Source organism: Kitasatospora sp. NPDC034533, from assembly GCF_055575155.1.
The window spans coordinates 1-26,448 of the sequence record NZ_JBVITE010000072.1 but is presented as its reverse complement, the minus strand read 5'-3'; the positions used below and the strand labels follow the sequence as shown (position 1 = coordinate 26,448).

The following is a 26,448-nucleotide window of genomic DNA, read 5'->3' as shown; positions in this document are numbered from 1 at the left end:
GCCGCTGGGCGCGGCAGTGCGGGCGGTGATCGCCGACCCGGGGCCGCTCGGCTGACCGGGGTGCGGCCCGCGAACGCGCCCGATCCCCCGGCCTGGGGAGGCCGGGGGATCGGGCAACGTTCAGCGGTGGGAGGCTCAGGCCTCGGCGGCCGCCAGCTCGCGGCCGCCGGAGCGCGGGCCGCGCAGGACGGCCAGCAGGGCGACACCGATGCCGATCAGCGCCCAGACCACCATGACCAGGATCGGCATCCCCAGGTTGGTGGAGCCGAAGTAGGCGATCGACTTGGTGGCGCTGGTGCCGGCGCCGTTGGGGATCCAGGAGCCGATGGCCCGCCAGAACGGCGGCGTCATCGGGGCCGGGTAGACCCCGCCCGCGCTCGGGTTGCCGAGCACCACGAAGATCAGCACCGCGACGCCGATGCCGAGGATGTCGAACAGGCACTGGAGCGCCATGGTGAACGCGCCGACCGTGAACACCACCAGGGCGCCGATGGCGCTCAGGGCGAGCACCGAGCCCGGCAGGGCGTCCAGCACCGGTCCGGCGATCACCGTGCCGAGGACGCCGGCCCCGATCGAGTACACCGCGAGGACGCCGAGGCGGATCAGCAGGCGGTTGGTGTTGGCGGGCTTGGAACCGGCGCTGATGCCGAGGATCGAGGCGACCAGGTAGCCGCCGACGCACCAGCCGATCACCAGGTAGAAGGCGGAGAGGCCGTTGTTGTCGCCCTTGGCGAGCGGCACCACGTCCTCGACCTTGACGGTCCGGCCCTGGCTCTGGTCGATCGCGGTGGTGATGGACTCGGCGGCCTTGGCGGCGGCGGTGCCGCGGGCGTTGCCGACCAGCAGGGTGTCCTGGGTGGAGGTCGGGTCCACGACCAGCGCGGCGTAGAGCTTCTGCTCCTTGATCAGCCGGGTCGCCGTCTCGGCGTCCGGCGCGGTGGAGGCCCGGACGGCGTCGTTCGGCACCGACTCCAGCGCGCCGACCAGCTTGGGGGCGACCTGCGGCGGGGCGACCACCGCGATCGAGAGGTTCTGCGGGGCGGGCTTGTGCAGCGCCCCGATGTAGGAGGTGATGAAGCCGAGCTGGAGCAGCAGCACTCCGAATACGAGCAGTGCCGCGCGCGGGGTGACCGCGCTCTTCAACTCGGCGACGAAACCCTGCCCCGGGGCTGCCATCCACATCTCCTTGCGTATCGGGGAAAAACGGTACTTCCAGAACCGATACTTCATACCATGAACTAGTTGGCTCGTCGTACCACAACGCGCCGGGCTGTGGCGCGTGCCGCTGGGCGATACTGGCGCGGTGAGCGACGAGGAAGCCCTGGTGGCGGTGGAGCGGGAGGTCGCGCTGATGTTCCGGCGCGGCCGGGCCAGAGTGGCGGAACTCTCACGGCGGGTGCACCCCGGCCTGGAGGGCATGGCGTACAGCCTCCTCGCCTACATCGAGCAGGCGCAGCCGGTGCGGGTGACGGACGTCGGCGTGCACTTCGCCATTGGCAAGGCGACGGTGAGCCGGCAGGTCCGGACGCTGGAAGAACTGGGCCTGGTGGCCCGGGAGGCGGATCCGCTGGACCGCCGGTCCGCGCTGGTCTCGCTCACCGAGGACGGGCGGCGGCGCTTCCTGGCGGCGCGGGACGTGCGGATGCGGCGGGTGCGCGAGGTGATGGGCGACTGGTCGCCGGAGGACGTGGCCCGCTTCGCGGTGCTGCTGCACCGCTTCAACGACGTGCTGGGGGAGCCGCCGGCCGAGTGACCGGGCGGTCCGCGGCGGCGCGGCCGGGGTCCGGGGCCGGCGTCCGGGGGCGGGGCTTTACTTTCCCTTGAAGAAAGTTGCCTAACTCAACCATCCAGTCTTATGGTTGCTTACGGCAACGAAATTTCATGATCCGCGTATCCCGCCCGCCTCGCCGAAGGCCGCCTCGCCGAAGGACCCAGATGACCGTGACCACCGAGGCCGCGAGCGCAACCGCCGCCGCGACCGACAGTCCACAGATGACGCACCGGCAGGTGATGGAGGCCCTCTCCGGCCTCCTGCTCGGCCTGTTCGTGGCCGTGCTCTCCTCGACCATCGTCTCCAACGCCCTGCCGCACATCCTGGCCGACCTGCACGGCGGCCAGTCCGCGTACACCTGGGTCATCACCGCGGCCCTGCTCACCCTCACCGCCTCCACCCCGATCTGGGGCAAGCTGTCCGACCTCGCCAGCAAGAAGCTGCTGCTCCAGATCGCCCTGCTGATCTACGTCGGCACCTCGGCGCTGGCCGGCCTCTCGCAGAACACCGGCGAGCTGATCGCCTGCCGCGCGCTCCAGGGCATCGGCGCCGGCGGCGTCGTGGCGCTCGGCCAGATCTGCCTGGCCGCGATGGTCCCGCCGCGCGAGCGCGGCCGGTACAGCGGCTACTTCGGCGCGGTCTTCGCGCTCGCCACCATCGGCGGCCCGCTGATCGGCGGCGTCATCGTGGACACCTCCTGGCTGGGCTGGCGCTGGTGCTTCTACGTCGGCATCCCGTTCGCGCTGGCCGCGATCCTGGTGGTGCAGCGCACCCTCAAGCTGCCGGTGGTCAAGCGCAAGGCGAAGATCGACTACCTGGGCGCGGTGGTCATCACCGCCTCGGTCAGCCTGCTGATGATCTGGATCACCCTGGCCGGCAAGAACTACGCCTGGCTGTCCTGGCAGACCGCGGCCATGGTCGGCGGCGGACTGCTGCTGGGCGCCCTGGCCGTCGCGATCGAACGCCGCGCGGCCGAGCCGATCATCCCGCCGGACCTCTTCAAGTACCGCACCGTCACCCTGGCCGCGCTGGCCAGCGTGCTGGTCGGCGTCGGGATGTACGGCGCGACCACCTTCCTCAGCCAGTACTTCCAGCTGGCCCGCGCCAAGTCCCCGACCGTGGCCGGCCTGATGACCCTGCCGATGATCCTCGGCCTGGCGCTCTCCTCCGCGGTGGTCGGCCGGCTGATCACCAAGTACGGCAAGTGGAAGGCCTACCTGGTCTCCGGCACCGCGCTGCTCGCGACCGGCTTCGGCCTGCTGGGCACCGCCCGGGCCGACACCAGCTACGTGCTGCTCTCCGTCTACATGGCGATCACCGGCGTCGGCCTCGGCCTGACCAGCCAGAACCTGGTGCTCGCGGTGCAGAACACGGTGCCCCGCAACGAGCTCGGCGCGGCCAGCTCGGTGGTCACCTTCTTCCGCACCATGGGCGGTGCGATGGGCGTCTCCGCGCTCGGCGCGCTGATGACCAACAAGGTCGGCCACTACCTGGCCGAGAACCTGGCCGCCGCGCACATCCCGGCCTCGCCCGCGGCCTCCGGCGGCGGCATCCCCGACCTGGCCAAGCTCCCGGCCCCGATCGTGCCGCTGGTGACGGACGCCTTCGGCCACGGCGTCGGCAACGTCTTCCTGTGGGCCGCCCCGTTCGCGGTGCTCGCCTTCGTCACCGTGCTGTTCATCCGCGAGACGGCGCTGCGGACCACCCAGGAGAACTGACCCGGCGGGCGGGCCGACCGGTCGGGACACGCGAAACGGGCCGGGGAGTGTCGAGACGCTCCCCGGCCCGTTCGCACGCTCGGATCCGGCGGCTACCTTCCGGCGATCAGCGACAGCCCGTAGAGGACGGCCGCGCCGCACAGCGCGAAGCAGACGTACGCGCCGGCCAGGGCGAGCCTGCCGCCGCCGGCGGCCCCGGCGGCCCCGCCGTCACGGGCGGCGCTCGCCGCGGCCTCGCGGCGGGACAGCGCCAGGATGCCGAGCGCGAAGACGGAGACCACGGCGACGGTGACGCCGAAGCTGACGCCGGCGGTCTGGGCCAGGGCGTTCCACTTGATGTGCATGGTGAGTGCTCCTCAGCCGGCCGTGCTCAGGCCGCGACCGTGGTCGAGGCGGGGGTGGGGGTGTTCACCGCGCCGTTCGCCGCGACGTCGACCGGGGCGACCTCGACGGGGGTGACGTCGTTGACGTTGTCCGCGCCGACCGGCTGGCGGCGGGAGATCAGCCACATCGCGCCCGCGCCGGCCACCAGCGCGGCGCCGACCAGGGCGATGCCCCAGTTGCCCTGCTCGGCCACCAGGGCCGCGAGGCCGGAGACCACCGCGGCGGCCGGCAGGGTCAGGCCCCAGGTGTAGACCATGCGGCGCACCAGGCTCCAGCGCAGCTCGCCCTTGGGGCCGCCGAGGCCGGCGCCCATGATGCCGCCGGAGCAGACCTGGGTGGTGGAGAGGCCGAAGCCCATGTGCGACGAGGTCAGGATGACGGTCGCGGCGGCCGACTCGGAGGCGAAGCCCTGCGGCGGACGGATGTCCGCCAGGCCCTTGCCCATCGAGCGGATGATCCGCCAGCCGCCCATGTAGGTGCCGAGCGCGATCGCGGCGCCGGCCGAGACGATCACCCAGGTGGGGGGCAGCGCGCCGTGCGGCAGGGCGCCGACCGAGACCAGGGTCAGGGTGATGATGCCCATCGTCTTCTGGGCGTCGTTGGTGCCGTGCGCCAGCGAGATCAGCGAGGAGGAGAAGACCTGGCCGGTCTTGAAGCCCTTCTCGGTGGTCGCGGCGTTGCCCTTGCGGGTGATCGCGTAGGCCAGCTTGGTGGCGCCCCAGGAGGCGATGCCGGCCACGAAGGGGGAGGCGACCGCCGGGATGAGGATCTTGGTGACCACGGTGTCGAAGTTGACGCCGTTCATGCCGACGCCGACGATCGTGGCGCCGATCAGGCCGCCGTACAGGGCGTGCGAGGAGCTGGACGGCAGGCCGCGCAGCCAGGTCAGCAGGTTCCAGAGGATCGCGCCGGCCAGTGCGGCGAAGATGATCTCGGGATGGACGCCGGCCTTCTCGTTGACGATTCCGCCGGAGATGGTGGTGGCGACCTTCACGGACAGGAACGCACCCGCGAAGTTGAGCAGGGCCGCGATGGTGACCGCGACCTTCGGGCGGAGGGCGCCGGTCGCGATCGCGGTGGCGGCCGCGTTGGCGGTGTCGTGGAACCCGTTGGTGAAGTCGAAGGCGAGCGCCGTGATGATCACAACGGCCACCAGGAACGAGATGTGTTCCATACCCAAACAATCGTCGTAGTTGTCACACGGACGTTGATGACGTCGCGACCGTAGGTCTGCTTGGTAAACGGAAGGTGAACGGGGCCGGGAATCGTGGTTCCCAAGGTTTACTCTCGGTGACCAGGGGCTTTCTTCCTCGTGATCTCGGGCGCGCTGAACTGGACATTAGCGAAGAACCTGGCGGTTCGACCCGATTTGCTGAGACCTGTCTCACAGGTCAATCGAGAATTAACCTCCCGGTCCTCGCGCACCCTGTTTCCGGCGGGTAACCCGTGGGAGGATCTGCGGGATCCGGCAAGCCGGGACAGGGGCAGTGCGCGGCGGGGAGGACCAGAGCCATGGGCGGGGCGCGACAGAGAACCGAGACGACGGCCGTACGGCCCTGGGTGCGGGCGGCGCTGCGCTGCGGAGCCGTCCTCGCGGCAGCCGCCCTCGCGCTGCCGGTGGCCGCCCAGGCCGCCTGGGCCGCGCCCGACCCCGGGATCGGCCAGGTCGCCCCCGGCGCGGACCCGCTCGCCGCCGCCAAGGCCACCCTCGGCCCGATGCTCGACCAGCTGCACGCGCTCTACCAGAGCGCCGAGGCCGCCACCGAGCAGTACAACGGCGCCGTCGCCAAGGTGGCGGAGCAGCAGACCGCGCTCACCGACGTCCAGGGCCGGCTGGACCGCCAGCAGAAGCAGGTGGACGCCGGCACCGACATCGCCTCGCAGCTCGCCGCGGCGCAGTACCGCAACGGGGCCGCCTCCGCCTACGCCGAGCTGCTGCTCTCCAAGGACCCGTACGAGGCGGTCACCATCGCCGAGCTGCTCGCCGCGGCCAGCCGCTCGCAGTCGGAGTTCCTGGACAAGCTGAAGAGCGACCGGGACACGCTGGACGGCCTGAAGAAGGAGAGCGAGGAGGTGCTGAAGACCTCCCAGGCGCTCGTCGCCCAGCAGGACGCGGCCAAGGCCAAGGCCGCCGCCGACCTCGCCGCGGTCGAGCAGCTGGTCTCCTCGCTGACCGGCGCCCAGCGGGCCGAGCTGGAGCAGCTGGAGAAGGCCAAGGCGGACGAGGCGCAGCTGGCGTTCCTCGCCTCCGGGGCGCTCGGCAAGGGGGAGCGCACGCCCTCCCTCCAGGGGCGTGCGGCCGTGGTCTTCGCGCTGGCGCAGCTGGGCAAGCCGTACCTGTGGGGCGGCACCGGACCGGACTCCTACGACTGCTCCGGCCTCACCTCGCAGGCCTGGCTGCACGCCGGCCGGCCGATCCCGCGCACCAGCCAGGAGCAGTGGGCGCAGCTGCCGCACGTGGCGCTCAACCAGCTGCGGCCCGGCGACCTGGTGGTGTACTTCCAGGACGCCTCGCACGTCGGGATGTACATCGGCGGCGGGCTGATCGTGCAGGCGCCGCGGCCCGGGGCGTTCATCAAGGTCTCGCCGATCGGCTCGATGCCGATCCTCGGAGCCGTCCGGCCGGACCCGTCCGGCGCGGCGGACGAGGCGGGCGGCGCCTGGAAGGTGCCGGACCTGCCGTCGGGCTGGGACGCCGCCACGCCGATCGCGCCGAGCCCGGTCAAGCAGGTGCCGGCCCCACCGGCCCCACCGGCCCCGGGCGGCGCGGGGACGCCGCCGACCACGCCGACCACGCCGGGTGGCACCGGCACGCCGACCGACCCGGGGACGCCGACCGACCCGGGGACGCCGACCGTGCCGGGCACGCCGGCCCCGACTCCGACGGGGACGACGCCGGCCACCCCGTCCCCGACCGGCACCCCGGGGACGCCCACCCCGACCGGCACGGGCAGCCCGACGGGCAGCCCGAGTGCGACGGGCTCGGCGAGCGCACCGGCGCCGGGCAGCCCCACCGCCACGCTGCCGCTGGGCACGCCGACGAACTGACCCGGCCGCTCGACGAGGAGGCCGCCCCGCGTCCGGTGACGCGCGGCGGCCTCCGTGCCGTCCGGGGCGGCTACGCGCCGGTGTCGGGGGCGAAGCGGATGACGACGGCCTTGGAGGTGGGGGTGTTGCTGATGTCGGCGGTGGAGTCGAGCGGCACCAGGACGTTGGTCTCCGGGTAGTAGGCCGCCGCGCCGCCGCGGGCGACGGGGTAGTGGACCACCCGGAAGTGCGGGGCGCGCCGTTCCACGCCGTCGGTCCACTCGCTGACGAGGTCGACGTACGCGCCGTCGGTGAGCCCGAGTTCGGCGGCGTCCGCGGGGTTGACCAGGACGACCCGGCGGCCGCCCTTGATGCCCCGGTAGCGGTCGTCGAGGCCGTAGACGGTGGTGTTGTACTGGTCGTGCGAGCGCAGGGTCTGGAGCAGCAGCCGGCCCGGCGGGACCTCGGGGGCGGTCAGCGGGTTGACCGAGAAGTTGGCCCGGCCGGTGGCGGTCGGGAAGGTGCGGGTGTCCCGGGGGCCGTGCGGCAGGGTGAAGCCGCCGGGGCGGCGGACCTTGTCGTTGTAGTCCTCGAAGCCCGGCACGACGCGGGCGATCCGGTCGCGCAGGGCGTCGTAGTCCTCGGCGAAGTCCTCCCAGGGCACGGTGTCCCGCGGCCCGAGCACGGTGCGGGCGAGGCGGCAGACGATCGCGGTCTCGGAGAGCAGGCCGGGCGCGGGCGGGCGCAGACCGCCGCGCGAGGAGTGCACCTGGCCCATCGAGTCCTCGACGCTGACGAACTGGGGGCCGCGCGCGGTGACGTCCCGGTCGGTGCGGCCCAGGGTGGGCAGGATCAGGGCGCGGGCGCCGGTGACCACGTGCGAGCGGTTGAGCTTGGTGGAGACGTGGACGGTCAGCCGGCAGCGGCGCATCGCGGCCTCGGTGACCTCGGTGTCCGGGGTGGCCGCGACGAAGTTGCCGCCCATCGCGAAGAAGACCTTGACCCGGCCGTCGCGCATCGCGCGGATGGTGTCCACCGAGTCGAAGCCGTGCTCGCGCGGCGGCTCGAAGCCGAACTCCTCGCCCAGCGCGTCCAGGAACGCGGTGCTCGGGCGTTCGAAGATGCCCATCGTCCGGTCGCCCTGCACGTTGCTGTGCCCGCGCACTGGGCAGACCCCGGCGCCGGGGCGGCCGACGTTGCCGCGCAGCAGCAGGAAGTTGACCACCTCGCGGATGGTCGGCACGGCGTGCTTGTGCTGGGTGAGGCCCATCGCCCAGCAGACGATGATCCGCTCGGACTTCAGCACCAGCCGGCCGAGTTCCTCGATCTGCTCCCAGGGCAGGCCGGTCGCCGCGAGCACCTCGTCCCGCCCGGTCTCCAGCGCCTGGGCCGCGAACTCCTCGAAGCCGTGGCAGTGTTCGGCGACGAACTCGCGGTCGACCCCGTCGTGTTCCAGGACGATCCGGTTGAGCGCCCGGAACAGCGCGAGGTCGCCGCCGAGGCGGATCTGGAGGAAGAGGTCGGTCAGCTTGGTGCCGTGGCCGGCCAGGCCGCGCGCGTGCTGCGGGTTCTTGAACCGCTCCAGCCCGGCCTCCGGCAGCGGGTTGACGCTGACGATGGTGGCGCCGGCCCGCTTGGCGCGCTCCAGGGCGGAGAGCATCCGGGGGTGGTTGGTGCCCGGGTTCTGGCCGGCCACGATGATCAGGTCGGCCTGGTAGAGGTCCTTGAGGCTGACGCTGCCCTTGCCGACGCCGATGGTCTCGGTGAGCGCCGAGCCGGAGGACTCGTGGCACATGTTGGAGCAGTCCGGCAGGTTGTTGGTGCCGAAGCGGCGGGCGAACAGCTGGTACGCGAAGGCGGCCTCGTTGCTGGTCCGGCCGGAGGTGTAGAAGGCCGCGCCGTCCGGGGTGTCCAGGGCCTTCAGCTCCTCGGCGACCAGCGCGAAGGCGTCGTCCCAGGAGATCGGCGCGTAGTGGGTGGCGCCCTCGTCGAGCAGCATCGGCTGGGTGAGCCGGCCCTGCTGGCCGAGCCAGTAGCCGGAGCGTTCGGCCAGGTCGGCGACGGGGTGGGCGGCGAAGAACCCGGCGCGCACGCGGCGCTCGGTGGCCTCCTCGGCCACGGCCTTGGCGCCGTTCTCGCAGAACTCGGCGGTGTGGGGCTTGTCCGGCTCGGGCCAGGCGCAGCCGGGGCAGTCGAAGCCGTCCGGCTGGTTGACCTTGAGCAGGGTGGCCAGGGTGCGGCGGGCGCCCATCTGCTCGGTGGCCATCCGCAGGCTGTGGCCGACGGCGGGCAGCCCGGCGGCCGCGTGCTGGGGCGCGGACACCTCGGGGGCGTCCTGTGCCGGGTCGCTCTGCGGGGCCTGCTTGGCCATGACTGCGCTCCTCGGTTCCGCTGGTCCGGGCCGCCGCGCCGTCGCGGGGCCCACGCTCCATCCTTCCACCGGCTCCGTCGCGAGGGGAGGGCCGTCGGTAGAGTCTGGGCGTCATGGTGGGGAGGGCGGGGGAGCGTGCGTGCGAGTCGGTGACGTCCTGGACGGCCGGTACCAGCTGCTGGAGAAGCTCGGGCAGGGCGGCTTCGGGGTGGTGTGGCGGGCCGAGGACGCCCGGATGGAGCGCGAGGTGGCGGTCAAGGTCATCGGGCACCACGACGGCGATCGGGCGAAGGCGGCGCTGCGGTTCGTCCGGGAGGCGCACGCGGCGGGCCAGCTCTCCCATCCGCACATCGTCACCGTGCACGACCTCGGCCAGTGCGGGAGCGGTGACGAGCAGGAGGTCACCTTCCTGGTGATGGAGCTGCTCGTCGGGCGCACCCTGACGCAGGTGCTGCGGGAGGGCCTGCCGGAGCCGGAGCGGAGCCTGCGCTGGGGGCAGCAGATCTGCGAGGCGCTGGCGGCGGCGCACGACGCGGGCATGGTGCACCGGGACGTCAAGCCGGACAACGTGATGATCACGGACACCGGGCAGCTCAAGGTGCTGGACTTCGGGATCGCCCAACTGGACACCGGCACAGGGGGGTTGACCACCGTGGGGACGGTCATCGGCAGCCCCGCGTACATGGCGCCCGAGCGGTGGAGCGGCGACCGGGTGGACGGCCGGGCCGACCTGTACGCGGTGGGCTGCCTGCTGGTCGAACTCTGCACCGGGAGGAGCCCGTTCACCGGGAACTCGACGCCCGTACTGATGTACCAGCACCTCAACGAGGTGCCCCCGGCGCTGGACGCGGGCCGGTACGGGCTGCCGCCGCAGCTGCCGGCCCTGGTCGCCGAGCTGCTGGCCAAGGACCCGGCGGACCGGCCGGCCGACGCCCGGACGGTCGCCCGGCGGCTCGCGGACCTGGCCGACGGGAAGGTGCCGCCCGAGCCGACGCCCGCGCCCGCGCCGGAGCCCGAGCCCGCGCCCGAGATCGCGCCTGAGATCGCACCCGCGCCCGCTCCGCCCGCCACGGCCGCGCCCGCGGGCAGCCCGCCGCTGAAGCCGGTCCGGCCGGTGCGGCGGCGTGGCGGGTTCAGGGCTCCGGGTCAGCCGATGCTGAGGCCGGTCGGGCGGGCCCCGCTGGTGTACTCCGAGCCCCGCCGGCCCGGGCGCCCCGCCGCACCGCCGGCGCCGGTCGAGGACGCGGTGGCCGTCCGGGGCCGGCTGCTGGAGACCGCCGAGGCCGTGCGGGACGCGCGGCCGGCGGTGGCGGCGCACCGGCTCGGGCCGGTGGTCGACGCCGCCGTGCGGTCGCTCGGCGCCACCGACCCCGAGGTCGTCACCGCCCGGCGGGACCTCGCCGGGTACCTGGGCCGGTCCGGCCGGGCGGCACGGGCCGTCGAGCTGCTGGAGGGCCTGGTGGAGGACCTGACGTCCGTCTTCGGGGCGATCGATCCCCGGGTCCTGGACGTCCGGTACGAGCTGACCGCTCTGGTCCGCGACAGCGGGGAGGCGGTCACCGCGACCCGGCTGCTGACCGGACTCCTGCCCGAGCTGAGGAACGCCCTGGGCCCCCGGAGCCCGCTCCTCCTCCAGGCCTGGACCGACCTCGCGGGGTGCCACGCCCGGCGGGGCGACTTCCACGCCGCCGTGCTCCGGCTGGAGGAGCTGCTGCCCCGGCTCGTCGAGGTCTTCGGCCCGGCCGACCGCCGCTGCGTGAAGGCACGGGCCGACCTGGCGGAGTACCGGAAGCGGACCGGCTTCCTCCGTGCGTCGCACCGGGCCGTCCGCGCCTGGCGGGTGCGGATCGACCGCGCCGAGGCGCTCCGGCTGGTCCGGTGGATGCGCTCCGCCGGGGAGCCGGTCCCGGAGCTGGCCCGCGAGCTCGAACGCGGTACGGGCGCCAAGGGCCTTGAGGAGCGGGTGGTCTCGGCGCCGGCCTTCGTCTCGGACGAGGACCTGGTGGAGGAGCTCCTCGGGCCCTGAGCGCGGCCGTTCACGCCGCCAGCGCCGGTGCCGCCGGGAGCGCGGCCAGCGCCCGGAGCAGGGCGCGGGCGGCCGCGTCGTTCTGCCGGAAGCTCGGGGCGTCGGTGCGCGGCCGGGCGAAGGCGGCGGCCGAGCGCTGGCTGGTGTGCGGGCCGAGGGCGGTGCGGCGCGGGTGCGGGGCGCCGCCGAGGGCCGGGTCGAGCAGCCGGCCGTCGGCGGGGGCGATGGTGACCAGGCCGGAGCGGTGGGTGTGGTCCGGGTCGGTGATCACCTCCTCGACGACCCGCCCGGCGCGGTGCAGCTCGGCCAGCAGCGGATCCAGGGTGCGGCCCAGCGCGTGCTTGGGCAGGTACGCCTCGACCAGCGCCGTCGCGCGGACCAGGTGGCCGGGCACGGTGGAGCCGGAGGCCTGCCAGGTGCCGCTCGCCTCGTCCCGCTCGATCCGGACGTTCGCGCCGAGGAAGCGCACCACCCCGGCTTCGGAGAGGGCGAGCAGTTGGCGCAGCCGGAAGCCGGGCGGGCCGGAGGCGAGGAAGCTGAAGTAGCCGAAGAACCACTCGTCCACCTCCTCGGCGATCGAGCGGGCGGTGAGCCGGCCACTCGCGGTGATCCGGGGGAGCTGGCCGAACAGCGAGAGCAGGGCGAGGAAGGCGCCGAGGTCGGCGCTGTGCGCCGGGTCGGCGCGGCGGTCGGCGTCGGCGGTGACGTACTCGCGCAGATGGTCCTGGAGCTCCTCGGCGCTGCCGAGTTCGAGCCCGGCCAGCGGGTGGTCGAGCCGCTCGAAGTCGATCCGGTCGGCCGGGTCGGGCACGGCTTCGGCGACCAGGGCGGTGAGTTCGGGGGTGTACCAGCCGTGCCGGTCGTACCGGGTGAGGAACTCCGTCCAGGGCAGCGCGGTGCGCTCGGGGTGGGCGTGGAACAGCTCGTGGTAATGCCCGAAGCCGATCTCCTTGGCCATCAACGGCCAGAAGTCGCGCCGGAGTTCGAGCTGTCCGCCGCGGGCGAGCACGGCGTCCACGGCGGCGGCGTCGAAGTACCGGGGGAGCGGGGCGGGCGGCCCCTGGAGGCGGTAGCCGGTCTTGGAGTGGTACGGGACACCGCGCCGGGAGCCGAGGTGGAGCACCGGTTCGCGGCCGGACGGGAGGTAGCGCAGCGCGGGCCCGTCCCCGGTGGGCTCGAAGCGGCCGCCGCGGCCCTCGGTGAGCAGGGCGACCAGGTCCACCGAGGCGAGGCCGAGGCCGCGCAGCACCACCTGTTCGCCGGGGGCGATGCGCTCCAACTCGGCCGCCACGTCGGCGGAGTAGGCGGGCGGCAGGTGGAAGCGGCCGTGCCGGGCGGCGAACTCGGCGTCGGCGGCGTGGCGCGGGTGCGGGGCGGAGTCGAGGTGGCCGAGGGTGAGTGCGACGTGGTCGGCGGTGAGCGTCCGGTCGGTGAGGTGGACGGTCTGCGGGCCGTCGGCCGGGCCGTCGATCCGCCGGACGGTGTCGCGGTGGACGGTGACCGCGACGTGCGGCGGCAGGTCGGCGACGGCACGGCGGAACACCCAGTCCAGATAGGCGCTCTGGGCCCGGCGGGTGGGGAAGTCGGTGGGGGCGAGGGTGCGCAGTTCGGCGCGGACGGCCGGGTCGGCGACCTCCCGGTAGGGCGCGAACTCCTCCTGGCGGCGGGCCCATTCGGCGAGCGAGGGGCCGGGGCGGACCGGTCCTTCGAGGGTGGAGCGCTCGTCGGTGAACATGGTGACGTCCTCGGCCATGGAGTTCATCCGCAGCAGCGGGGACTGCTCGTGGCGCCAGATCCGGCCCCCGCCGGGCGGGTGCGGGTCGACCAGGTGGATCTCCAACGGCCGGTCCTCGGGCAGGAGTTCACGGGCGTTGGCGGCGATCCGCTCCAGCAGCCCGGTGCCGCGCGGGCCCGCTCCGACGATCACCAGGGTGCTGCCGCCGGTGATCCGCTCGCCGCGCTCACTCATGGGCCCGCACCACCTTGGCGAAGGCCGCCCGGGCCCGCTGGAGCGGGGTGGGCGGCAGCCCGTCGCGGGTGGCGCCCCGGGCGAAGTGCCGTTCCACGTAGTACTGGCCGATGGACAGCAGGGTGGTGACGACCAGGTACCAGAGGGTGGCGACCATCAGCATCGGGATGACCTGGTACGACTGGAGGTAGACCAGCTGCACCGAGTACAGCAGGTCGGAGACGGCCAGCACGCTGACGATGCTGGTGCCCTTGAGCGCGCCGATCAGCATGTTCCCGGCGGTCGGCACGATCGCCCGCATCGCCTGCGGCACCACGATCCGGCGCAGCACCCGCCACCGGCCGAGGCCGAGCGCGGCCGCCGCCTCCAGCTGCCCGCGGTCCACGGAGAGGATGCCGCCGCGGATCACCTCGGCGGCGTACGCCGTCTCCAGCAGGGTGAGGCCGATGACGGCCGTCAGCGTGGGGCCCATCAGGTTGACGGTCTTCACCGTGAGGAACTCGGGGCCGAACGGGATGCCGAGGCCGAGGGTCGGGTAGAGCGCGCCGATGTTGAAGAAGAACAGCAGCTGCACCAGCGGCGGGGTGGAGCGGAACACCCAGATGTAGCCCCAGCTGAGCGTGCGCAGCACCGGGTTGGTGGACAGCCGCATGGTGGCGAGGACGGTGCCGAGCACGAAGCCGAGGGCGAGGGTGACGGCGGTCAGCCACAGGGTCAGCGTGAGGCCGTCGAGCACCGAGCGGGCGGTGAACCAGTCGGCGACCACGCCCCACTGGAAGGCCTTGTTGCGGATCACCGAGTTGACCGCCATCGCGGCCAGCAGCAGCGCGACGGCGGCGGCGGCCCACTGGCCGGGCTTGCGGCGGGCGACGATCCGGGCCTCGGTGGCGGGCGGTGCGGAGGGAGGCCCGCCGGAGTGGCCGGGCGCGGAGGGCCGGTCGGGGGCGGGAAGGGCGGGCAGGACGTCCTGCGGGGTGGCCATGGCGGCGGCTCCTGGGCGGAGTGCGGGTGGGAGGAGGTACGGCGGTGGTCACGTACGCGGGCGCGGCCCGTGTCCCTCAACACGGCCGGCGCATGGCACTGCACTCCGCGCCGATCGTACGCATGCGCGATCGACGGCTGTCAAGGGTGATCGGAGCGCCTGGCCATCCGCCCGAAACACCTCGGAAACGCGACGGGAGATCGCAACAGTGCGGCAATGACGGGTGGTTGACGTACCGATCGGCCGACTGCTCAACTTGAGGCCATGTACGCCGAGCAGCCCCTGGTCACCCGCGACCACATCGACTTCGGTCGGGTGTGGTCCGCGGCGTGTCGCGGCTGACCGGACGGCGGGCCGCCCGTCCGGCCCCGATCCCGCTCGGCCCCGGTCCCCTCGGGCAGCCCTCCCTCGGCTCGCCCGCAGGACGTGACTGACGCTCCGTCGATTCCGCACCGTCTCCGACGGTTCCGCACTGCGCTCCGGCCGCACTCCACCGCTCCCGCCGCCGCGTACCCCCGCCCGGCGGCCGTGGCCCCGCCACGGCCGCCGCCGGCGCTGCCCACCCCGAAAGGTCCTGCCATGTCCGCCGAGTTCCTCCGGGTCGCCATCGACGATCCGCTGGCCGAGCCGCTGCTGCGTGAACTCACCCACGAGTACGTCACCCGGTACGGCCCCGAGGGGCGCGAGGAGATGACCCGCTACCCGGGCGAGGCCTTCGCCGAGCCGCACGGCGTGCTGCTGCTCCTGCTGGAGGACGGCGAACCGGTGGCCGGCGGCGCGTACAAGCGGTACGACGAGCACACCGCCGAGGCGAAGCGGGTCTGGACGCACTCCGCGCACCGCCGCCGGGGGCTGGCCCGCCGGGTGCTGGCCGAGCTGGAGCGGACGGCCGCCGCGGCCGGGTACACCCGGCTCTACCTCACCACCGGCCCGCGCCAGCCCGAGGCCAGGGGCCTCTACCTGACGGCCGGCTACACCCCGCTGTTCGACGTCTCCGCCGATCCGCTGACCCTCGACCTGCTGCCCTTCGAGAAGCGACTGCCCCGGTGGCGACCGCCCGGGCGGCGACCACCCGAGCAGCGGCCGTCCGAGCGGCGGCCGCCCCTCGGACAGCCGCAGTCGCCCGTGCCGGCCCCGACCTCCTGAAAGGCCCCCCGTGAGAACCACCACCGTCCGCCGCCTGCTCGCGACCACCGCCCTGCTGCCGGTCCTGGCCCTGGCCGCCTGCGGCTCGGACCCGAAGATCGCGAGTGCCGCCGGGACGGGCGGTCCGGCCGCCACCGCCACCGAGGACGTCGTCGCCGGCCTGGCGAAGTCGGAGGCCGCCGCCGCGCTGCTGCCCGAGGACGTCCGCAAGGCCGGCACCCTGAAGTTCGGCTCCTCCTTCGGCGCACCGCCCTCCGCGTTCCACGTCGACCAGGACGGCAGGAAGCCCGCCGGGATCGACGTGGACTTCACCGACGCGGTGGCCAAGCTGCTCGGCCTGACCGTGCAGCGCGAGGAGGCCGCCTTCGAGACCATCCTGCCCGCGCTGGACAGCGGCAAGTTCGACGTCGGCACCGGCAACTTCGGGGTCACCACGGCCCGGCTGAAGACCATCGACTTCGTCACCTACATCGACGACGGCCAGGGCTTCGCGGTGAAGCGGGACAACACCGCGATCCAGCCCATCACCGACCTGGTCCAGCTGTGCGGCCTGGTCGTCGGCACCGGCGCCGGCACGACCTTCGAGACGACCCTGAACAGCCGGAAGAACGTCTGCACCGACGCCGGGAAGAAGCCGTACGAGGTCAGGGCGTTCAGCGAGAGCGGCGCCCTGCTGGCCGGTCTCCAGCAGGGCCGGGTGGACATCGAGATGTCCACCATCAACGGCCTGCGCCACCAGGCCGCGCAGGAGGCCTCCGGGACCCGCTTCCTCGGCGAGTTCCACCGCCTCGACGTCGGCTTCGCCCTGAAGAAGGGCTCGCCGCTCGCCCCGGCCCTCCAGGCGGCCGTCAACCAGCTGATCAAGGACGGCACGTACGAGCGAATCCTGCGCAAGTGGGGGGTCGCCGATTCGGCGATCAAGGAGTCGCAGATCAGCCCGCCCGAGCACGCCTGACCCAGCGCACGCCTGACCCCCGAGCACGCCCGACCACAGGGTCCGGCCGAAGGAGCCCCGATGACCGTCAGCACCGCAGCGCCGCCGGCCCCGTCGAGACCGGCGGCCGCCCTCGACCTCGACGACCTGGACGGTCTGCGGACCGTCCCCGCCCGGCACCCCTGGCGCTGGGCCGTCGGCCTCGCCGCCGTGGTCGTCCTCGCCCAGTTCGCCCACGGCCTGGCGACCAACCCCGGCTGGGACTGGGCCACCTTCCGGCTCTACTTCACCGCCGACACCATCCTCCGGGCGATCGGGCGGACGCTCGAACTCACCGCCTACGGCACGGTGCTGGGCTTCCTGCTGGGCGCCGTGGTGGCCGCGATGCGGCTGTCCCGCAGCGCGATCCTGCGGTCCGTCGCCTGGGCGTACGTGTGGGTGTTCCGCTCGATCCCGCTGATCGTCCAGCTGGTGTTCTGGTTCAACCTCTCCTACCTGTACAAGCGGTTCGGGATCGGCATCCCGTTCGGCCCGACCTTCGGCGACGTGGAGACGGTCGGGGTGCTCGGCGCGCTCGGCGCGGCGGTGCTCGGCCTCGGGCTGCACCAGGCCGCGTTCGCCGCCGAGATCATCCGCGGCGGCATCGTCGCGGTCGACGCCGGCCAGCGGGAGGCCGCCGCCGCGCTCGGCATCCCGCGCTGGCGCCAGGGCTGGCGGATCGTGCTGCCGCAGGCCATGCGGGGCATCCTGCCGGCCGCCGCCAACGAGGTGGTCTCGCTGCTCAAGGGCACCTCGGTGGTCTACGTGATGGCCATCGGCGAGCTCTTCTACCAGGCCCAGGTCATCTACGGCCGCACCGGCCGGGTGGTGCCGCTGCTGATGGTCGCCACCGTCTGGTACGTGCTGCTGACCACCGTGCTCTCGATCGGCCAGTACTACGTCGAACGCCACTTCGCCCGCGGCGCCGAGCGCACCCCGCCGCCCACCCCGTGGCAGCGCGTCCGGGCCTTCGCCCGGAGCCTGCCGGACCGCACCCGGCCCGCCGCCCGCACCTCCGGAGGACAGTCGTGACCACCCTGACGAAGCCCGAACCCGCCCCCGTCGGCCCGGCCTCGCAGGCCCCGATGGTGCAGGTCCGCGGCCTGCACAAGAGCTTCGGCCGGCTGGAGGTGCTCCGCGGGGTCGACCTGGACGTCCCGGCCGGCTCGGTGACGGTGGTGCTCGGCCCGTCCGGCTCCGGCAAGTCCACCCTGCTGCGGGCGATCAACCACCTGGAGAAGCTGGACCGCGGCCACGTCGCCATCGACGGCGAGCTGATCGGCTACCGGCGCTCCGGGGACCGGCTGTACGAGCTCAAGGAGCGCGAGGTGCTGCGCCAGCGCACCGGCATCGGCTTCGTGTTCCAGAACTTCAACCTGTTCCCGCACCTCACCGTGCTGGAGAACCTGGTCGAGGCGCCGGTCGCCGCGCTGCGCCGCCCCAGGGCCGAGGCCAGGGCGACGGCGCTGGCGCTGCTGGAGCGGGTCGGGCTGGCCGACAAGGCCGCCGCCTACCCCCGGCAGCTGTCCGGCGGGCAGCAGCAGCGGGTGGCGATCGCCCGGGCGCTGGCGCTGGAGCCGAAGGTGCTGCTGTTCGACGAGCCCACCTCGGCGCTCGACCCGGAGCTGGTCGGCGAGGTGCTGGACGTCATCAAGGACCTGGCCCGCAGCGGCACCACGATGATCGTGGTCACCCATGAGATCGGCTTCGCCCGCGAGGTGGCCGACACCGTGGTCTTCATGGACGGCGGCGTGGTGGTCGAGCAGGGCCCGCCCGCCGAGGTCCTGGACCGGCCGCGGCACGAACGCACCCGGGCCTTCCTGGCCAAGGTCCTCTGAACCGCTTCCCCCCGACCCCCTTCCACCGAGCAGGAGCCACGCCATGCCCGTACCCCGTCGCGCCCTCGTGACCGCCGCCGGCGCGCTCGCCGCCGCCCTCGCCCTGGCCGGCTGCGGCAGCGGTGCCACGGGCGCGGCGGCGGAGCTCGCCCCGGCCAAGGGCGGCAGCACCGCGCCCGACGGCACGGTGGTGAACCTGTCGCCGAACCAGAACCGGATCACCACGCCCAAGGTCGAGGCGATCGCCGCGCTCGTCCCGGAGGAGATCAGACGCAAGGGGACGCTGAGCGTGGTCGACTCCCTCGGCACCACCCCGCCGCTGGACTTCTACGCCGACGACGACAAGACGATCATCGGCGTCGAGCCGGACCTCGCGGAGCTGATCGGCAACGTGCTGGGCCTCAAGGTCGAGTTCAACCCGGTCTCCTGGGAGAACATCTTCGTCGGCCTGGACAGCGGCAAGTACGACGTGGGCCTGTCCAACATCACCGTCACCGAGGCGCGCAAGGAGAAGTACGACTTCGCCACCTACCGGCTGGACGTCCTGGGCTTCGAGGCCAAGAAGGGCAGCGGGATCAAGGTCACCGGCGCGAAGGACCTCGCGGGCCGGTCGGTCGGCGTCAACAGCGGCACCAACCAGGAGAAGCTGCTGGTCTCCTGGAGCGAGGAGAACGTCAGGAACGGCCTCAAGCCGATCGACATCAAGTACTTCCAGGGGCCGGAGTACTACCTGGCGCTCTCCTCCGGCCGGATCGACGTCTACACCGGACCCAACCCCAGCCTGGCCTTCCACGCCGTGCAGACCGGCGAGACCGAGATCGTCGGCACCTACTCCGGCGGCGGCGCGGACGTCCTCGGCAAGATCGCGGCGACCACCAGGAAGGACAACGGGCTGGTCAAGGCGCTGAACGGGGCGATCGACGAACTGATCAGGAACGGCACGTACGGGCAGGTGCTCAAGCGCTGGGGCCTGGACGGCGAGGCCGTGCCGAACTCCGAGATCAACCCGCCCGGACTGCCCAAGCCCAAGCCGTAGCCCACGCCGGGTCCGAGGCCGTGGCCCACGTCGTGGCCCGCGCCGGAGCCGGGGCCGTGGCCGCCCGGGTTCGTTCACCCGTTCGTCCCCGGCCGCCGCTATGGTGACCCCTCCGACCCGCCCGGCGGCGAACGCCGGGCGGGCGCGGTCGAGTTGGGGGAGGGCATGGAGAAGGGCGAGGTGCTCGGCGGTCGCTTCCGGCTGGAGCAGCGGCTGGGCAAGGGCGGGTTCGGCGTGGTCTGGCGGGCGACCGACACGACGATCGACCGGGAGGTCGCGGTCAAGGTGCTGCTCGCCGAGCACGCCACCGACCGGGAGGCGGTCGGCCGGTTCGTCCGCGAGGCCCGGACGGCGGGCGGCCTCAGCAACCCGCACATCGTGACCGTCTACGACTACGGATGGACCGAGACCGGCGCCGGCAAGATCCCGTACCTGGTGATGGAGCTCGTCCGCGGCCGGGCGCTGTCCGAGGTGCTCAAGGAGGGCCCGCCGGACCCCAAGCAGGCGCTGCGCTGGATGCGGCACGTGTGCAAGGCGCTGGACGCCGCGCACCGCTCGCGGGTCGTCCACCGGGACATCAAGCCCGAGAACGTGATGATCGCGGACGACGGGCAGCGGGCCAAGGTCCTGGACTTCGGCATCGCCCTGCTGAGCACCCAGACCGTGCGGCTGACCTCCACCGGCAACGTGGTCGGCACCCTGCCGTACCTGGCGCCGGAGTGCTGGTCCGGCGGCCCGGTGGACGGCCGGGCCGACCTCTACGCGCTCGGCGTCATGCTGTACCAGGTCTGCACCGGCGCCCGCCCCTTCCGCGCGGCCTCGGCCGCCGAGTTCATGTACAAGCACCTGGAGGAGGTCCCGCCGCGGGTCCGCAGCAAGGACCCGGAGCTGGCCGACCTGATCGCCGGGTTGCTCGCCAAGCGGCCCGAACAGCGGCCGGGCAGCGCCGCCGAGGTGCTGGAGCGGCTGCGCGGCATCCGGCCCGGGATGCTGCGCCCGGACGACCCCAGCCCGGAGCAGCTGCGCCGGCGGGCCGACCGGGCCTGGCAGCACGGCAGCGCGGGCGAGGTGGCACAGGCGGTGGAGATCCTCGCCGCGCTCGTCCCCGACTTCGCCCGGATCTGCGGCCCGGACGACCCGCGCACCCTGCGCACCTGCCACGACCTGGCGCTCTGGCTGGCCCGGGACGGCAGCCCGGGCGCCGCCGTCGCCCTGCTGGACGAGCTGGCCCAGGCGCCGGGCGCCACCCCGCAGGCCCGGGCGGACGCTCGGCGTGACCTCGCCCACTGGCAGCGGGAGGTCACCCGGCACGGCCCGGGCCGCGCGCGGGAGGACCTACACCCGGGCGTGCTGCGCGGCGGCGGCGCGCAGGGCGGCTGAGGCGTCCCGGGCGATCGGGTCGCCGTGCCCGAACACCACCGTCTCCACCGGCAGCTCGGCCAGCCGGTGGAAGGAGGCGAGCGCCCGCGCCGGGTCCGTGTTGAACACCCCCGGCATGGTCCGGCCCTGGACGTTGGCCACCGTGTCCCCGGTGAACAGCACACCGGGGCCGGGCAGGTGCAGCGCGATGCTGCCGTCGGTGTGCCCCGGCACGTGCAGCACCACCGCGCCGCCGCCGATGTCCAGCACGTCGCCGTCCTCGACCTCCCGGTGCACCCGGCAGGGCTCGGCGGGCGGGATCGGCGGCAGGCCGTCCCACAGCTGCTGCTCGAAGGGGCTCAGCACCGGCGGCGGCGCCGGCTGCTCGCGCCGGATCACCGGGGCGTCCAGCCGGTGCGCCACCACCTGGGCGCAGTACCGCCGGGCGAGCACGGCGGCCGATCCGCTGTGGTCCTCGTGGTGGTGGGTGAGCACGATCCGGCGCAGTGCGGCCGGCTCCTGTCCGGTGGCGCGGATGCCCTGTTCGATGGCGTCGGCCGAGCCGGCGATGCCGGTGTCGACCAGGGTGAGGCCGTGTTCGTCCCGCCAGAGGTAGGCGGCGCCGAACTCCAGTGTGATCATGTGCAACTCGTCGCGTACCCGGATGATCTCCATGCCAGGCATCCTGCGCCCCGCGGCGCCCCGGCACGCCCGCGTTCGCCCTGGGCGTGCGGGCGTCAGCCGTTGGGCGCAGTCGGATCCGTACGGATCCCGCCCATCGGGACGGTCTGGTCCGCCGCCCGGGGCGTTGGTATACCTCGTTCCCGGACTCGGGAGCGGCGCCCGTGCCGCTCCGGCGAGCCGTGACGAAAGGCTGGTGACGGATCGATGAAGCTCCTGCGCGTCGGACCCCCGGGCGCCGAACGCCCGGTCGTCCTGGGCGAGAACGGCACCGCGTACGACCTCTCAGGGCGCGTCCGCGACCTCGACGGGGCCTTCCTGGCCGGGCTGGACCCGGCCGCGCTGGCCCGGGACGCGGCCTCCGGTGTCCTGCCGGTGGTCGACCTCGACGGCCTGCGGGTGGGCGCACCCGTGGCCCGGCCGGGCAAGGTGGTCGGCATCGGGCTCAACTACCGCGACCACGCGGCCGAGGCCGGGGCGGCGATCCCGGCGGAACCGGTGATCTTCCTCAAGCCGAGCTCCACCGTGGTCGGCCCGTACGACGAGGTGCTGGTGCCGCGGGGCGGCGAGAAGACCGACTACGAGGCCGAGCTCGCGGTCGTGATCGGCCGCACCGCCCGCTACCTGGACTCGCACGCGGAGGCGGCCGGGGTGATCGCGGGCTACATGATCGCCAACGACGTCACCGAGCGGGCCTTCCAGTTCGAGCGCGGCGGCCAGTGGGACAAGGGCAAGTCGGCGGAGACCTTCACCCCGCTCGGCCCCTGGCTGGTCACCGCCGACGAGGTGGCCGACCCGCAGGCGCTGACCCTGCGGCTGTGGGTCAACGGCGAGCGGCGGCAGCACGGCAGCACCGCCGAGATGATCTTCCCGGTGTACGAACTGGTCCGCTACGCGAGTCAGTTCACGGTGCTGGAGCCCGGTGACGTGGTCATCACCGGCACCCCGGCCGGGGTCACCCTGGGCCGCCCCGGCACGCCCTACCTCGCCCCCGGCGACGTGGTCGAGATCGAGATCGACGGACTCGGCCGCCAGCGGCAGGTGCTCGGCAAGGCGTAGGCGCGCCGGCCGGCCCCGACCCCTGGCACGGGGGTCGGGAGCCTCACGGGCGCTCCAGCACCGCCCGCAGCCGCTCCGCCCGCTCGGCCCGCGGCCCCTCCAGCGCCAGCAGGCCCGCCAGCACCTCCGCCGTCTGCGGATCGTGCAGCGCCGTCGCCGCCGCCATCGCGGTGAACTGGTCCACCAGCCAGTCGCGCAGCTCCGCCACCGGCAGCGCCCGCCCCTCGTCCAGCCAGCTCAGCGACGCGCCCTCGACCACCGCGATCCACGAGCGCACCAGCAGCGTCAGCCGGGGCCCGGCCTCCCGCACGCCCAGGTGGCGCAGGGTGCGCCGCAGCGCCACCCGCCGGACGTCGTCCACGATCGCCGAGGTGCGGGCCGTCTCCACCACCGAACCGCCGCGCAGCAGCGCCGAATAGCCCGCCTCGTGCTCGACCACGAAGGCGAAGTAGCCGTCCAGCACCGCCGACAGCTGCTCGGACGGCGTCCCGCTCACCGGCACCGCGAACCGGCTGGTCAGCTCCTGCGCCGCGGAGCGCAGCGCGGCCTCGTACAACTGCTGCTTGCCGCCCGCGAAGTAGCGGTACACCAGCGGGCGGGAGGCCCCGGCGGCCTCGGCGACGTCGTCCAGGCCCACCTCCTCGGGCGGCCGGGAGGCGAACAGCTCCAGGGCGACCGCGATCAGCTGCTCGCGCCGCTGCTCGACCGGCAGCCGCCGGTAGCCGGTGCGGCGCGGACGGGGCTCGGACTCGGCCGGGGTGGGTGACTGGGCGACGGCCGGGGCGGGGCTGGCTTCCATGGCGGCCAGCGTAACGGGCGTGCTACGGATCGGAACCGGTCGTGCCGAACGGATTTCCCGGCCGGGACCAGGCAAAAGGGTTGCGAAGCGGCCCGGCCGCGAAATGATGTCCGGATGCGTGAAGAACTGATCACCGCCGGCGGCACCACCCCGCGCCGCATCGCCGACGACCACGTCCGCGAACTGGCCGAACTGGACCCGCTGATCGCGGTCTACCTCGGCCTCAACCCCGAGGACGACCGTCTGCCCGACCTCTCCCCGGCCGGTCGCGAGGCCGTCGCCGACCTCGCCCGCCGCACCCTGGCGAAGCTCGACGAGGCCGAGCGGTCCGGCGCCGCCGAGGACGAGGCGGAGCGCCGCTGCGCCCGGCTGCTGCGCGAGCGGCTGACCGCCGAACTCCTCGTCCACGAGGCGGGGGAGGGCTTCCGCTCGCTGCGCAACCTCGGCTCCCCGGTGCACGAGCTGCGGGAGTCGTTCACCCTGATGGGCACGGACACCGAGGCCGAGTGGCAGGTGGTCGGCCGCCGGCTGGCGAAGGTCCCGGTGGCGTTCGAGCAGTACCGCCGGACGCTGGCCGAGGGCATCGAGCGCGGCCTGCTGGTCGGGCCGCGCCAGGTGGCCACCGTGATCGGGCAGTTCGGCGAGTGGCTGGGCGAGGGCGCGCCCGCCGGTGAGCGGGACGCGCAGGGGGACGCGCCGCGCGGCGGCTCCGACCGGGGTGGTGACGGGCGGCGGGCGGGATGGTTCGAGCAGTTCGTCCAGGACGCGCCGCAGGGCCTGCGCCCGGAGCTGTCGAAGCACGCGGTGGCCGCCGACGCGGCGCTCGCCGAGCTGCGCGACTGGCTGCGCGACGTCTACGGCCCGGCCGCCGCCGGCGCCCCGGACACCGCGGGCCGGGAGCGCTACGTCCGCTGGGTGCGCTACTGGACCGGTGCCGATCTGGACCTGGACGAGGCCTACTCCTGGGCCTGGGGCGAGTTCCACGACCTGCTGGCGCAGATGGAGACCGAGGCCGAGAAGGTGCGGCCGGGCGAGGGCCGGCTGGCGGCGATGAAGTGGCTGGAGACCGACGGTCCGGCCATCGAGGGCGCCGAGGCCGCCCGGGAGTACCTCCAGGGCCTGATGGACCAGGCGATCCGGGACCTCCAGGGCACCCACTTCGACCTGGCCGAGCCGGTCACCCGGGTCGAGTCGAGGATCGCCCCGGCGGGCAGCGCCGCCGCGCCGTACTACACCGCCCCCTCGCTGGACTTCAGCCGTCCCGGGCGGACCTGGCTGCCGCTGGTGGGCCGGGACAGCTTCCCGGTGTGGGACCTGGTCTCCACCTGGTACCACGAGGGCGTCCCGGGCCACCACCTCCAGCTCGCGCAGTGGAACTACGTCGCCGACCGGCTCTCCACCTACCAGGTCAGCCTCGGCGGGGTCAGCGCCAACCTGGAGGGCTGGGCGCTGTACGCCGAGCGCCTGATGGACGAGCTCGGCTACCTCACCGACCCGGGCCACCGCCTGGGCTACCTCAACGCGCAGATGATGCGCGCGCTGCGGGTCATCGTCGACATCGGCATGCACGTGGGCCTGGACTTCCCGGCGGACTCCCCGTACAAGCCGGGCGAGCCGGTCGACCCCGAGAACGCCCGGGAGTTCTTCGGCCTGTACTGCGGCCTGGGCGACGACTTCCTGGACAGCGAGCTGGTCCGCTACCTGGGCCTGCCCGGCCAGGCGATCGGCTACAAGCTGGGCGAGCGCGCCTGGCTGCGCGGCCGGGCGGCGGCGAAGGCGGCGCACGAGGCGCGCGGCGAGGAGTTCGACCTCAAGGCCTGGCACATGGCGGCGCTCTCGCTGGGCTCGCTGGGGCTGGACGACCTGGTCGAGGAGCTCTCGGCGCTCTGAGCCGTCCCCGAGGGGCCCGGGATCCGCTCGCGGGTCCCGGGCCCCTCGTCTTCCGGTCCCGAACGAGTCGATTTGCGAGGTTTTTCCTTGCGATCCGTCCGGGCCGGGGTTTGGCTGGAAGGCGACTGCGTGACCTCTCCGCCCCACTCCGGAAGGCCGGACCAGTGCCCGCGCACCCCGCCACCGGTCATGAGGACGCGGACCGACGCCGCTGGTGGGCGCTGGCCGTCATCGCCACCGCCCAGCTCATGATCGTGCTCGACATCACCATCGTGAACATCGCCCTGCCGTCCGCCCAGCGGGAGCTGGGCATCTCGGACGCCGACCGCCAGTGGGTGATCACCGCCTACTCGCTGGCCTTCGGAGGTCTGCTGCTGCTCGGCGGACGGCTGGGCGACCTCCTCGGCCGCAAGCGCGTCTTCACCGTCGGCCTGGTGGGCTTCGCCCTCGCCTCCGCCCTGGGCGGCGCCGCGCTCGGCCCGGCCGTGCTGTTCGGCGCCCGCGCCCTCCAGGGCGCCTTCGGAGCCCTGCTCGCCCCCTCCGCGCTGGGGCTGCTCTCCACCACCTTCGCCGACCCCCGGGAGCGCAGTACGGCCTTCGGCGTCTTCGGCGCCGTCGCCGGCGGCGGCTCCGCGATCGGCCTGCTGGCCGGCGGCGTGCTGACCGAGTACCTGGACTGGCGCTGGTGCCTGTTCGTCAACGTGCCGATCGCCGCCGTCACCGCCCTCGCGGCCTTCACCGTGCTGAAGCGCGATCACCGGGCCAGGGGCCGCCGGACGCGGCTGGACCTGCCCGGGGCGCTGCTCGGCTGTGGCATGGGCCTGGTGTTCATGCCGGCGATGAACCTGGCCACCCTCGGGGTCGCCCCGCACGAGGCCGGCGCGGCCTCGGCCACCATCAACTCGGCCCAGCAGGTGGGGGGTTCGGTCGGCACCGCGCTGCTGAACACGGTCGCCGCGAGTGCCACCGCGAGCTTCCTGGCCACCCGGGGCGCCGCCGGTCCGGTGCTGCGGGCGCAGGGCGCGGTGCACGGTTACGTCGTCGCGATCTGGGTGGCGATGGGCGTCCTGCTGCTGGCCGCGGTGGTCGCGACGCTGATGATCGACCACCGCCCGGAGCCCCGCGGGGCCGCCCCGGTCGCGCCGGGCGGGGAGGCCGGGGCGACCGAGGGGGCCGGGAAGGCCGAAGGGGCCAGGGCCGGGGCCCGCGTCGAGGCGGGGCCGGAGCGACCACCCGCCGACTGAAATTTTCAGCAAGATCTTGCAGTCAACCTCCCGCGCCTGCTTGACTCCTGGCACCGTCCAGGACCAAGGAGTCTCAATGACCGAGTCAAGCCGTCTGCGCGACGTGATCGGGGGTGAAGACCCGGTTGTCGCGCAGGAGCGCCCACAGGACGCTTACCCGTCGGCGGGCAAGCGC

General features: G+C 73.7%; 21 protein-coding genes. 13 read left to right on the top strand and 8 right to left on the bottom strand.

Features of this window, described 5'->3' with window-relative positions:
• Positions 1-135: 135 nt before the first annotated feature.
• A complete protein-coding gene (locus ACZ55U_RS33540) occupies positions 136-1,176 on the bottom strand; it encodes a DUF3533 domain-containing protein (protein WP_465532340.1) in 1,041 nt (346 codons plus the stop codon).
• Positions 1,177-1,303: 127 nt separating this feature from the next.
• Here ACZ55U_RS33540 and ACZ55U_RS33535 point away from each other — a divergent pair, with 127 nt between their 5' ends.
• Together ACZ55U_RS33535 and ACZ55U_RS33530 are read left to right on the top strand one after the other, a co-directional pair.
• Positions 1,304-1,753, top strand: coding sequence for a MarR family winged helix-turn-helix transcriptional regulator (locus tag ACZ55U_RS33535; protein ID WP_465532338.1), 450 nt, complete (start codon positions 1,304-1,306; stop codon positions 1,751-1,753).
• 239 nt (positions 1,754-1,992) lie between these two features.
• On the top strand, positions 1,993-3,489 hold the full coding sequence (locus ACZ55U_RS33530; RefSeq protein WP_465532360.1) for an MDR family MFS transporter: 1,497 nt from the start codon (positions 1,993-1,995) through the stop codon (positions 3,487-3,489).
• A gap of 92 nt (positions 3,490-3,581) precedes the next feature.
• On the opposite strand, the gene ACZ55U_RS33525 is transcribed toward ACZ55U_RS33530, so the two are convergent.
• Together ACZ55U_RS33525 and ACZ55U_RS33520 are read right to left on the bottom strand one after the other, a co-directional pair.
• Entirely contained in the window at positions 3,582-3,833 is a 252-nt protein-coding gene (locus ACZ55U_RS33525) for a hypothetical protein (protein ID WP_465532336.1), read from the bottom strand.
• Positions 3,834-3,859: 26 nt separating this feature from the next.
• Complete coding sequence (locus ACZ55U_RS33520; protein WP_465532334.1) at positions 3,860-5,047, bottom strand: inorganic phosphate transporter; 1,188 nt, start codon at positions 5,045-5,047, stop codon at positions 3,860-3,862.
• A 338-nt stretch (positions 5,048-5,385) separates the two neighbouring features.
• Between ACZ55U_RS33520 and ACZ55U_RS33515 the strand changes: the two genes are divergently transcribed.
• On the top strand, positions 5,386-6,921 hold the full coding sequence (locus tag ACZ55U_RS33515; RefSeq protein WP_465532332.1) for a C40 family peptidase: 1,536 nt from the start codon (positions 5,386-5,388) through the stop codon (positions 6,919-6,921).
• A gap of 70 nt (positions 6,922-6,991) precedes the next feature.
• Here the strand turns inward: ACZ55U_RS33515 and ACZ55U_RS33510 are convergent, their stop codons facing one another.
• Positions 6,992-9,271: an FdhF/YdeP family oxidoreductase gene (locus ACZ55U_RS33510; protein WP_465532330.1), complete on the bottom strand. Its 2,280-nt coding sequence runs from the start codon at positions 9,269-9,271 to the stop codon at positions 6,992-6,994.
• A 139-nt stretch (positions 9,272-9,410) separates the two neighbouring features.
• On the opposite strand from ACZ55U_RS33510, the gene ACZ55U_RS33505 reads away from it, so the two are divergent.
• Positions 9,411-11,297 carry a serine/threonine-protein kinase gene (locus tag ACZ55U_RS33505; RefSeq protein WP_465532328.1) on the top strand — a complete coding sequence of 629 codons (1,887 nt, stop codon included), beginning with the start codon at positions 9,411-9,413 and terminating at the stop codon, positions 11,295-11,297.
• A 10-nt stretch (positions 11,298-11,307) separates the two neighbouring features.
• Here ACZ55U_RS33505 and ACZ55U_RS33500 read toward each other — a convergent pair whose 3' ends face one another.
• Positions 11,308-13,266 (bottom strand): FAD/NAD(P)-binding protein, encoded by a 1,959-nt coding sequence (locus ACZ55U_RS33500; protein ID WP_465532326.1) that lies wholly within the window; start codon positions 13,264-13,266, stop codon positions 11,308-11,310.
• Positions 13,259-14,248, bottom strand: a complete 990-nt coding sequence (locus ACZ55U_RS33495; protein WP_465532324.1) for an amino acid ABC transporter permease — start codon at positions 14,246-14,248, stop codon at positions 13,259-13,261. Before ACZ55U_RS33495 ends, ACZ55U_RS33500 begins: the two co-directional genes overlap by 8 nt.
• Before the next feature lie 579 nt (positions 14,249-14,827).
• On the opposite strand from ACZ55U_RS33495, the gene ACZ55U_RS33490 reads away from it, so the two are divergent.
• The 6 genes from ACZ55U_RS33490 (at position 14,828) to ACZ55U_RS33465 (ending at position 20,621) form a co-directional block, all read left to right on the top strand.
• The gene (locus ACZ55U_RS33490; protein ID WP_465532322.1) at positions 14,828-15,394 is read left to right on the top strand and encodes a GNAT family N-acetyltransferase; all 567 of its coding nucleotides are present in this window, start codon (positions 14,828-14,830) and stop codon (positions 15,392-15,394) included.
• 10 nt (positions 15,395-15,404) lie between these two features.
• Positions 15,405-16,349, top strand: coding sequence for an ABC transporter substrate-binding protein (locus ACZ55U_RS33485; RefSeq protein ID WP_465532320.1), 945 nt, complete (start codon positions 15,405-15,407; stop codon positions 16,347-16,349).
• Between the two features lie 60 nt (positions 16,350-16,409).
• A complete protein-coding gene (locus tag ACZ55U_RS33480) occupies positions 16,410-17,399 on the top strand; it encodes an amino acid ABC transporter permease (protein ID WP_465532318.1) in 990 nt (329 codons plus the stop codon).
• Between the two features lie 53 nt (positions 17,400-17,452).
• Positions 17,453-18,205, top strand: a complete 753-nt coding sequence (locus ACZ55U_RS33475) for an amino acid ABC transporter ATP-binding protein (RefSeq protein ID WP_465532358.1) — start codon at positions 17,453-17,455, stop codon at positions 18,203-18,205.
• Between the two features lie 43 nt (positions 18,206-18,248).
• Positions 18,249-19,241: an ABC transporter substrate-binding protein gene (locus ACZ55U_RS33470; RefSeq protein ID WP_465532316.1), complete on the top strand. Its 993-nt coding sequence runs from the start codon at positions 18,249-18,251 to the stop codon at positions 19,239-19,241.
• A 165-nt stretch (positions 19,242-19,406) separates the two neighbouring features.
• Positions 19,407-20,621: a serine/threonine-protein kinase gene (locus tag ACZ55U_RS33465; RefSeq protein WP_465532314.1), complete on the top strand. Its 1,215-nt coding sequence runs from the start codon at positions 19,407-19,409 to the stop codon at positions 20,619-20,621.
• Here the strand turns inward: ACZ55U_RS33465 and ACZ55U_RS33460 are convergent.
• Positions 20,577-21,275, bottom strand: a complete 699-nt coding sequence (locus tag ACZ55U_RS33460) for an MBL fold metallo-hydrolase (protein WP_465532312.1) — start codon at positions 21,273-21,275, stop codon at positions 20,577-20,579. The genes ACZ55U_RS33465 and ACZ55U_RS33460 overlap by 45 nt on opposite strands.
• Positions 21,276-21,488: 213 nt before the next feature.
• Here ACZ55U_RS33460 and ACZ55U_RS33455 point away from each other — a divergent pair, with 213 nt between their 5' ends.
• Positions 21,489-22,340 (top strand): fumarylacetoacetate hydrolase family protein, encoded by an 852-nt coding sequence (locus tag ACZ55U_RS33455; protein ID WP_465532310.1) that lies wholly within the window; start codon positions 21,489-21,491, stop codon positions 22,338-22,340.
• Positions 22,341-22,383: 43 nt separating this feature from the next.
• On the opposite strand, the gene ACZ55U_RS33450 is transcribed toward ACZ55U_RS33455, so the two are convergent.
• Positions 22,384-23,139 (bottom strand): TetR/AcrR family transcriptional regulator, encoded by a 756-nt coding sequence (locus tag ACZ55U_RS33450; RefSeq protein WP_465532308.1) that lies wholly within the window; start codon positions 23,137-23,139, stop codon positions 22,384-22,386.
• Between the two features lie 114 nt (positions 23,140-23,253).
• Here ACZ55U_RS33450 and ACZ55U_RS33445 point away from each other — a divergent pair, with 114 nt between their 5' ends.
• Positions 23,254-25,029: a DUF885 domain-containing protein gene (locus ACZ55U_RS33445; RefSeq protein ID WP_465532306.1), complete on the top strand. Its 1,776-nt coding sequence runs from the start codon at positions 23,254-23,256 to the stop codon at positions 25,027-25,029.
• 164 nt (positions 25,030-25,193) lie between these two features.
• Positions 25,194-26,273: an MFS transporter gene (locus tag ACZ55U_RS33440; protein ID WP_465532304.1), complete on the top strand. Its 1,080-nt coding sequence runs from the start codon at positions 25,194-25,196 to the stop codon at positions 26,271-26,273.
• Positions 26,274-26,448: the final 175 nt, after the last annotated feature.

What these genes read in the sequence shown, in the direction of transcription:
- ACZ55U_RS33540 (WP_465532340.1), bottom strand. Translation starts at nt 1,176, where the DNA reads ATGGCAGCCCCGGGGCAGGGTTTCGTCGCCGAGTTGAAGAGCGCGGTC.
- ACZ55U_RS33510 (WP_465532330.1), bottom strand. Translation starts at nt 9,271, where the DNA reads ATGGCCAAGCAGGCCCCGCAGAGCGACCCGGCACAGGACGCCCCCGAG.
- ACZ55U_RS33465 (WP_465532314.1), top strand. Translation starts at nt 19,407, where the DNA reads ATGGAGAAGGGCGAGGTGCTCGGCGGTCGCTTCCGGCTGGAGCAGCGG.
- ACZ55U_RS33495 (WP_465532324.1), bottom strand. Translation starts at nt 14,248, where the DNA reads ATGGCCACCCCGCAGGACGTCCTGCCCGCCCTTCCCGCCCCCGACCGG.
- ACZ55U_RS33460 (WP_465532312.1), bottom strand. Translation starts at nt 21,275, where the DNA reads ATGGAGATCATCCGGGTACGCGACGAGTTGCACATGATCACACTGGAG.
- ACZ55U_RS33525 (WP_465532336.1), bottom strand. Translation starts at nt 3,833, where the DNA reads ATGCACATCAAGTGGAACGCCCTGGCCCAGACCGCCGGCGTCAGCTTC.
- ACZ55U_RS33450 (WP_465532308.1), bottom strand. Translation starts at nt 23,139, where the DNA reads ATGGAAGCCAGCCCCGCCCCGGCCGTCGCCCAGTCACCCACCCCGGCC.
- ACZ55U_RS33445 (WP_465532306.1), top strand. Translation starts at nt 23,254, where the DNA reads ATGCGTGAAGAACTGATCACCGCCGGCGGCACCACCCCGCGCCGCATC.
- ACZ55U_RS33480 (WP_465532318.1), top strand. Translation starts at nt 16,410, where the DNA reads ATGACCGTCAGCACCGCAGCGCCGCCGGCCCCGTCGAGACCGGCGGCC.
- ACZ55U_RS33475 (WP_465532358.1), top strand. Translation starts at nt 17,453, where the DNA reads ATGGTGCAGGTCCGCGGCCTGCACAAGAGCTTCGGCCGGCTGGAGGTG.
- ACZ55U_RS33520 (WP_465532334.1), bottom strand. Translation starts at nt 5,047, where the DNA reads ATGGAACACATCTCGTTCCTGGTGGCCGTTGTGATCATCACGGCGCTC.
- ACZ55U_RS33455 (WP_465532310.1), top strand. Translation starts at nt 21,489, where the DNA reads ATGAAGCTCCTGCGCGTCGGACCCCCGGGCGCCGAACGCCCGGTCGTC.
- ACZ55U_RS33500 (WP_465532326.1), bottom strand. Translation starts at nt 13,266, where the DNA reads ATGAGTGAGCGCGGCGAGCGGATCACCGGCGGCAGCACCCTGGTGATC.
- ACZ55U_RS33470 (WP_465532316.1), top strand. Translation starts at nt 18,249, where the DNA reads ATGCCCGTACCCCGTCGCGCCCTCGTGACCGCCGCCGGCGCGCTCGCC.
- ACZ55U_RS33515 (WP_465532332.1), top strand. Translation starts at nt 5,386, where the DNA reads ATGGGCGGGGCGCGACAGAGAACCGAGACGACGGCCGTACGGCCCTGG.
- ACZ55U_RS33530 (WP_465532360.1), top strand. Translation starts at nt 1,993, where the DNA reads ATGACGCACCGGCAGGTGATGGAGGCCCTCTCCGGCCTCCTGCTCGGC.
- ACZ55U_RS33490 (WP_465532322.1), top strand. Translation starts at nt 14,828, where the DNA reads ATGTCCGCCGAGTTCCTCCGGGTCGCCATCGACGATCCGCTGGCCGAG.